We start from the raw sequence: 7,516 nt of genomic DNA, 5'->3' as shown, positions 1-7,516 counted from the left end.
GGGATGAAGAACGGCTGCCATCGCTACCGCTGCTATCCCGATCAGGGGTTGTCGCCAGGGCCGCGACCAGTACCGACCTCGGCGCTGGCCGGGGGAAAGGTGCTGGATTGGCATTCCCTAGAGTCACTGGACCGGGACAGCTGGCGTTTTGGCTATCAGTTCGATCTGTTTCTGGAGGTGGTGGGTAGCGCCATCCTGGAGGAGCAAGCAAACCCGCAGTGAGCCACGGTAAAGCAGGCTGAGGTGGCCTTTCCGCATCAGGCGCGCTGCGTGATGGTCTGGGACACCGAGCCAGCCAAGTCCTCAATAAACTCTCGCCAACATTCAATCACTGGATAACGACCCTGATCTTCCAGCACATGAAACCGGGCGCCGGGGATGGCCTGTGCCATCAGCCGGGCCGGCTCCAGTTGCACGCTGCGATCCAGGGCGCCGTGCCAGACCAGGGTGGGAATCGTGATGTCAGCCAGCTCAAATCCCCAGGGTCGCAGTACCCGCAAATAGTCATCAATGATCACCCTGGCGCCCTGAAACCAGCGCTGCCGTAATTGTGGCAGGGTGATTGCCTGCACCGCCGGGTCGTTGATCAGGCTGGCGTCTTTGTCATCCAGCACCCGAGAGAAAAAGGAGAAGAATTTTTCCGGTGAACGGTTCACGCCGCGCAGGGCCAGTTTGCCCAGGGAAATAAAGAGACGGGGATCGCGGTCCACCATTTTCAGCAGCCGGTTATGCATCGGGTCCAGTTGCCCGGCCTGCATGTATTGCCAGGGTACGATGCTGCCAATGACGCCGACCCGCTCGAACAGTGACGGATACGTGGCCGCGGCGGCTAGTGCGTAGGGCCCGCCGAAACAATAGCCGGCCAGAATCGGGTCTTGCAGATTCAGCCGTTCGCAGAAGTAGCGCAGGTCTGCGGCGAAGTCCACGAAATTGCCGTCCGGGCAGGGGGTGGAGATGCCAAAGCCGGGGCGCACCACCACCAGTACTCGCAAACCCTGCGAGACATACCATTGATGGTGAGGTTCATGGCAGGGCAGGTTGCCCGCCTGGTTTTCCATTACCAGCAGGGGCTTGCCTTCCGGGCAGCCGTACTCGAACCAGCTCAGTACCCGATTGTCGGGCAGCACCATAAAGCGCTCTTCGCGACCATCATGAGTGGCGAGCGTCGGGGTTGCCAGCAACGCATGACTCATGGCCCGGCTGACCAGGGCGACCTGGCTGCTGATGCCGGTTTTGCCCATGATCGATTTGAGTTGGGTGCGAGCGGTATGCACGCTGACAGAGAGCAGTTCGGCACTCTGACCGAGGTTGCCGACCTTACAAAGCAGATGCAGCAAACGGGCTTCTGCGGGAGAGATGCCGAACAGGTCCGCCAGTGACTGGATCGATGGCGCGGCGACGCTCCGGTCGGCAAAGACCCAGACCACGGTGGTAATGCGTGACACTTCATCCGGGGCATCCGAGCGGAATACCGGCATGCACAGTAGCACCAGTTTTTCCTGTTCAGAGTGCAACAGCTGGCTGTCACGGCCCCGTTGCAGGCGTACTACTTGCTGCAGTTGTTGCTTGAGTTTGGGGTCGCTGAGCATCAGTGCGCCGCCATCGGCCATGCGTAGCGGGCCCGAGGTCATGATGCGGTCCGCTGCCGAGTTGTGTTTTACCACATGTAGCTGGTTATCCAGCATCAGCATGGGCCAGGGCAGACGGTTGGTCATGTCATTGAGCAGGTGATTCTGGTCTTCCTGGGAGTGCATGTGATTGCTGCTGCGCACGGCCCGATCCAGGTGCGCAAGCAGGGATTCCATGCTGACCAGATCCTGCTGTTCCTGCTGACACCAGTCCACCATGGGTTCCAGCAGTTCGCCCCAATCCCCTGGTGACAGAGCGGTTTCGTAGATGCGACCGATCAGTGCATCCCATTGTTTTTGTTCGACATCCATGTGAACTCCCCAGTTATCCCTCTTTATTACCTTAGCAAATTTTCAGAGCCTGGCTGTAACGGTTACGTTAAGCGGGACGGGAACGGGATGAAGGGGGCATGGCGATGCCCAGGAAACGCTGGAGGGAGGGGGTTAAGTCGGTAGTGCGCCGCACCCCGGCCGGTAAGGTGTCGGGGGTGGGCGCGATGGAGCCTGTTACTGCGAGGAAGCGAGGGATTGCATCAACCCGGGGTAGATGGCATCGGCGGCCTTGATGGCATCCTGGAAGTTGCCATTGTTTGCATGGACGGCTTTCAGGTAGCGGGCCATGTCATCCAGGTTACGGAAAGACTGATCGGACGTCTCGCGGATGTACTCCATGCCGCCGGAAGCACTGATGGCGGCAGAGTGACCGACTTTTTTGCCAACCTTGGAGCCCAGGAAACCACCAACGAAAGGCACGTTATCCAGTGCTTTCTGCGCCGCATAGGCGCCGGCGGCAGAACCGATGGCACTGCCCATTTTGGCATTGATGGCCTTGTCGACCCACTCTGCCAGCACCCCGTCGCTGGTCCAAGGGTTCATGTATTCACCACTATTGTCCGGAATCAGCAAAGCGGCAACGTTATCCTGAGGGGAGGTGCGGGGCGTGCTGGCGAGGCTGGAGGCCGGTGCGGACTGCTGGGCGCTGCTGCGGATCATGGCGGCAATCAGGTCACTGGACAGCCCGCTCTTGCGCAGGCGACGGATTTCCTCGTCACTGAACAATTTATAGGGGCCCTGTGTTTCCACCTGGGCAGCCAGGATCGACTGGCTGGTGCCACGCTTGGCGGCGTCCACAAGATCGATTACCCGCTGGCCATCAGGGCCAACAAACCACAGCGCATCCTCTTCAGACAGGAAAGCCAGGTAGCCCGGGAACAGGGACACGTTTTCCTGGTGCCAGCCCAGGGTGTCACGATGCGGCGTGTGGCTGGCCAGATTGCCGAGAATGTCACCGGCAAACAGGCTGCGGGGATTATCGATCAGCCACTTACGCTGCTCGAGTATGTCTTTTCCTGCGACTTCCTGATCATACTTTTGCTTTTCCGCAGCAACCCATTGTTCGAGTGCTTGTCGATGGCGAGCCATCATGTCGTTGGTCAGTGCCTGGGAAGCAATGGCCGGGTCTTTTTTCCCAACGAAAAGTGCGGACGGAGAATAGACTGAGATATAGCTGCGTATGCTGCCATTGGTCTGGGAGGCGAAGAGGGTTTCGCCTCCCGCCTCCACGGTGAGCTCGCTGTCAAATTGCAGATCAGAACTGCTCGGCAGTGTGAACAGCGAGGCGATATACATCAGGAAATGGCCCCAGTTCATTTTGACCTTGGAGTTCTCCATATGCACTGACAGGTACGGAGACTGACTTGCTGGTGCGTCGGCGGACAACCCTTGTGCCTGAGACGTTATTGAGCTCTCGATGGCAGTGGCTATTTTCTCCCATTCGGGATTATTTTTGGCCATTTGGGGGTTGCCGGTCACAGTGGGAGGCTCAACCTGAAACGCGACAGGCAATGGGGTGCTATCCATTTCGGCAGGCGTTTCTCCCTCTGCCGGCACATAGCGATAGCTCATACAACCACTGACAAACAGCACGGTGGTCATGATCAGAGCGAAGCGGTAAACGGATAAAATTGACATGGTAGGCTCCTGATCAGCGTGCCGAATTAGCCACAGCGGTTTGCAGGCCCGGGTAGATCTTGTCGGCGGCCTTGATTACGTCCACAAAGTTGCTCTTGGTGCTGTGGGTGGTGGCCAGCCATTGCGCCATGTCACTCATGGAGTTAAAGGAAATGTCCGAGCTGTTGCGGATGAAATCCCAGCCACCTGAGGCTTCCAACGCGGTGTTGCCGCCCACGGCCTTGCCGGCCTTGGAGCCCAGGAAACCGCCGAGCATGCCGCCGAAGGGGACGTTTTCCAGTACCTTGTTGGCGGCATAGGCGCCGGCAACGCCACCCACGGCTGACCCGGTGGCCTTGCCCATGGAGACATTGATGGCCTTGTTGACCCATTCGGCGGTAACACCATCGCTGGTATAGGGGGACAGGTACTTGCCGCTGTTGTTCTTGAGCGCAAGGGCATCGATTTTTTGCTGCTGGATGGCCGCCTGCTGCTCTGCGGTTTGTTCACGACGTTCCAGAACGACTTCACGAGTGCCGGCGTTGCCCGGGGACATGATACTCAGGCGGGCGAAGGTGCCCGGTTCGCCACGCATACTGGCTACCAGGTCGTTGACTGACCGTCCCGATATGGCGGTCATCTCGCCGTTTTTATCTTCGCCGATGGCGACAATCAGGTCCCCGGCCTGCAGTTGGCCGCTTTCCTGTGCTGCGCTTAGTGGCAGCAGCTCGGTAATGCGCAGGAAATGCTTGTCTTCGGTCTGCAGCCATCGGATACCGAGCAGGCCCTTGCCCAGCGGTTCACCGGTGGGTGTCTGGTCGCCAGCAGCCAGAGCGGTGGAATCCAGCTGGGCCCAGACGTGTTGGCCGTTGTTGCTGTAATCGACACAGCGCCAGGCTCCTTCGCCGTGCTGCGACTGCACCTGGAAATTGCCCGGCGCGACAAGAGTGGAATGGTAGACCATTTTGCCGGATTGCACTTCGGCCTTTACGCAGGCGGTTTGGCCGGTTTTGCTCGCCTGAAGCACCTGTGCCTGATAGGCGCTGGTATCGGTAGAGGTGGTCACCTGACCGTTAACAGTGGTTTGCGCGGTGCTGTTTTGTATGGCCAGTCCCTGGACCAGGGCATTGTGGCTGGTGTTGTGATGACTGGAGGCGCAGGCGCCCAGCACTGCAGAAGCAAGCACGACCGCCCCCAAGCGGGTGCAGGCAAAAATACGTTCCATGATGATTCTCTCCTGATAATGTCTGTCCAGGCGGGCGGTCGTTCCCGTGACGCCCGCGGACAGGAAAAGGGTTAGCGGTAAAGCACGTTGTCCTGGGTGGCCTTGCTCATTTCAAAGCCATCACCCCACACCAATGTGCCCAGTTCCATGTCCACCATTTCGAAGGAAATGTAGTGGTAGCGCTGACGCATCTGGCTCTGGCGGTCGATGGCATCCTGGGAGGTGATAGTGGCAAACATCTGGTAGTCGACACCGGCAGTGGCCTGGGTCTTGCGGATGGTGCCGCCGTCTACCAGCCCTTCGCGTTTGATTTCACGCTCTTTCTGAATGGCGGCCAGGTTCTGACGATTGACGAACACCATGCGGCCGTTGGCGGCACGAGTGAGTTCGATCTGAAGACGCTTGGCCAGCATGTTGAGATTGATTACCGAGGTGCTTTCGTTCTTGAAGCCTTCCATGTCGATCAATACTCGCGGCGGCGTGGCGCGGTTGGATACCATCGGGTTGGACAGCAAGCTGCGCATCATCTTGTCGGTCATGGCGACCACGTCCTGGGATTCGATGCCAACCCCTTGAACCCGCCCGGCACTGCCCACGTCCTGGTAGACGGTGGATTGCCCGGCGGCGTTATCGACGCGGGATGGCGCGCAGGCGCTGATCAGCACAGCGGCACCGAGGATGGCGATGGGTTTGAAAGCGTTCATGGTGTTCCCCTCATGGAATTCGTGGATAGATACGGTGCTTACTGGCTCATCTGGGCCATGGTATGCAGAGCAATTTCCTTGCCGGTGGCGCTCATGGGCTGTGGGCGATCGCGCTTTTCGAAGCCGCTGCCGGACACCACCCAGGCGTGCTGGTCTTCACTGCCCGGCGGTTTGCCATCGGTGTTGAAAACCGCGAGCACGCTGGCATCTTTCACGGACAGCACGCGCACCTGGTACAGGCCATCGCGGTCAAAGTCGCTGCCTACCACCAGTTCCAGTACGTAATCCGCTTGTTGGGACAGGGCGCGCATCTGCAGTCGCAATTGATCCGGGGAGGCGCGTTCGAAGGTGCCGTCTTCCAGGGCGTTATCGGTGATGCGCTGTGCCATGGCTTGATCAATGACGGTGGCGCCGCCTTGCTTGAAGGCGCTGATAAGTCCGCCCTGTAAACCCATGGCAATGGCGTTGCGATCGCTGGTGCGTAGCCCACCGCGGCGTTCCTGTTCCATTGTCAGTGAGGCGCGGCCTTTTTCTTCACGGGCATCCTTACCGGTGACGCTCAGCTCGCCCTTGGCATTCAGACTGCCGCGATAATGGCTGTACCAGTCGCTGACGCGGCTGGGGAATTCACGATTCCAGAATACCGCAATACGCGGTTTGCCCTGATCGGGAAAGGCCTGACGAAAACGGCGGATGACGTCCTGCTCAGGTGGGCGCTTAGACGGATCACGGAGGCTTTCCGCGTAGGCTTCCTCGCTCATGGGAACCTGTGCCGGTGCCATCATCTCGGTGGCAGGGTGGTCCTGTTGAGCAAGACTCTGGCTGCTGACCAGCCAGGCGAAGGGCAAGGCGAGAGCGACGAAAGTCTTCATTTTGCCTGCCTCACTTCCACCCGGTATTTCAGTTGCGCGGTGGTGGTGGATTTTTCCAGATAGACACTGGTGGAGTTGGCCGGTACCACCACTCGCTGCCAGCGCGGTTCCACGTCGGTGGGAATGTCGGACTGATCAAAGAACTGGGTACGAGCTTCGAGGATGCCGTTGTAATCCGTGTGGTTACGCAGGACGACAAAGACTTCCGACGTGTTAGCCGGTGTGCGGCGAATGCCATGTTGTTCGGCGGTAAAGCGGAACACCTTGTGAGGACCGGGAATGCCGCCACTAAAATTACGATTCAGGTCGTAATCGGTGAATGTGACGCTGTTGTAGGTAGTCGGCGCCGTGCGTTGTTCATGCTCCAGCTTGCTGCTGCTCTGGCAGCCGACCAGCAAGGAACCGGCCAGCAGACCGGCGACAAGGGCGAATTTCGCGTGCATGGGGTTCTCCTTAACGTGAGTTAGCGGGCACTGGCGAAAATAACGCCGTTGCCATTCTTGTCGAAGAAAATGCGGGCGGGTTTACTGCCCGGCGGCTGGGTGATGCCGGCCTTGTTAGTGAAGGTGATCTTGGCGTTTCGGGTGTCCGGGGAAAGCCGGGCGCTGCCCAGATGCAGAGTGTCGGGCAGGCTGCTCCAGTAACGAGTGTCAGCCCGCGTCTTGGCTCGAGCAGACATGCCCTGGGCGGCTACACCAATGGCGGTAATGGTGTTGAAGCCAGCGGCAATACCGCCCCCTGCACCGGCGGCGAAGCCGGTGATCAGGCTGTTGTCGCTGAGGCTGGTCATGGCGTCGCCCACGTTGCCGGTGGTCTGCTTGAACTGCACCTTGCCTTCGATGATGCGATCTACCGCCCGGCCGCCTCGGGTGGACGCCTGGAAGAACACGTCTTCCGCCGGGTAGAGGTTCTGATTGAGATCCTCACCGGCAATCTTTGCGCGGTTCTCGGTAAAGCCCTTGCCGCGACGGTAGACCAGCTCATAGTGACCGACGCCATCGGCCAGCTTGCGGGGAGAGGTGCCGGTTTCTGCCACGATCAGGGTGTTGTACTGTCACCGGGGACCGGGCCGTCGGGGCGGAACTGACGGTATTCCTCGAAATGCTCACCGGCGAGACGCTCGTTGCCATCCAGTCG

Annotated in this window: 8 protein-coding genes; 1 reads left to right on the top strand and 7 read right to left on the bottom strand. The window is 59.4% G+C overall.

Going from position 1 to position 7,516, the window contains the following annotated elements:
* Positions 1–222, top strand: a 222-nt coding sequence (locus ACFE0K_RS06660; RefSeq protein WP_434535317.1) for a hypothetical protein, incomplete at its 5' end; no start/stop codon positions are given.
* Between the two features lie 35 nt (positions 223–257).
* Here the strand turns inward: ACFE0K_RS06660 and ACFE0K_RS06655 are convergent.
* From ACFE0K_RS06655 to ACFE0K_RS06625, 7 genes are all read right to left on the bottom strand, one after another.
* Positions 258–1,940 (bottom strand): alpha/beta fold hydrolase, encoded by a 1,683-nt coding sequence (locus ACFE0K_RS06655; RefSeq protein WP_434535316.1) that lies wholly within the window; start codon positions 1,938–1,940, stop codon positions 258–260.
* Between the two features lie 195 nt (positions 1,941–2,135).
* A complete protein-coding gene (locus tag ACFE0K_RS06650) occupies positions 2,136–3,599 on the bottom strand; it encodes a hypothetical protein (RefSeq protein ID WP_434535315.1) in 1,464 nt (487 codons plus the stop codon).
* Positions 3,600–3,612: 13 nt separating this feature from the next.
* Positions 3,613–4,803, bottom strand: a complete 1,191-nt coding sequence (locus ACFE0K_RS06645) for a PDZ domain-containing protein (RefSeq protein WP_434535314.1) — start codon at positions 4,801–4,803, stop codon at positions 3,613–3,615.
* A gap of 71 nt (positions 4,804–4,874) precedes the next feature.
* Positions 4,875–5,507 (bottom strand): penicillin-binding protein activator LpoB, encoded by a 633-nt coding sequence (locus ACFE0K_RS06640; protein WP_434535313.1) that lies wholly within the window; start codon positions 5,505–5,507, stop codon positions 4,875–4,877.
* Positions 5,508–5,545: 38 nt separating this feature from the next.
* Positions 5,546–6,379, bottom strand: coding sequence for a hypothetical protein (locus ACFE0K_RS06635; RefSeq protein WP_434535312.1), 834 nt, complete (start codon positions 6,377–6,379; stop codon positions 5,546–5,548).
* A complete protein-coding gene (locus ACFE0K_RS06630) occupies positions 6,376–6,822 on the bottom strand; it encodes a hypothetical protein (protein WP_434535311.1) in 447 nt (148 codons plus the stop codon). The genes ACFE0K_RS06635 and ACFE0K_RS06630 overlap by 4 nt, the downstream gene beginning before the upstream one ends.
* A gap of 20 nt (positions 6,823–6,842) precedes the next feature.
* Positions 6,843–7,415: a hypothetical protein gene (locus tag ACFE0K_RS06625; protein ID WP_434535310.1), complete on the bottom strand. Its 573-nt coding sequence runs from the start codon at positions 7,413–7,415 to the stop codon at positions 6,843–6,845.
* Between the last annotated feature and the right edge of the window lie 101 nt (positions 7,416–7,516).

It is taken from the genome of Alcanivorax sp., from assembly GCF_051117345.1.
Taxonomy (GTDB): Bacteria; Pseudomonadota; Gammaproteobacteria; order Pseudomonadales; family Alcanivoracaceae; genus Alcanivorax.
Note: the sequence above shows the minus strand (reverse complement) of the source record. Positions and strands in the feature narration are given on the sequence as shown.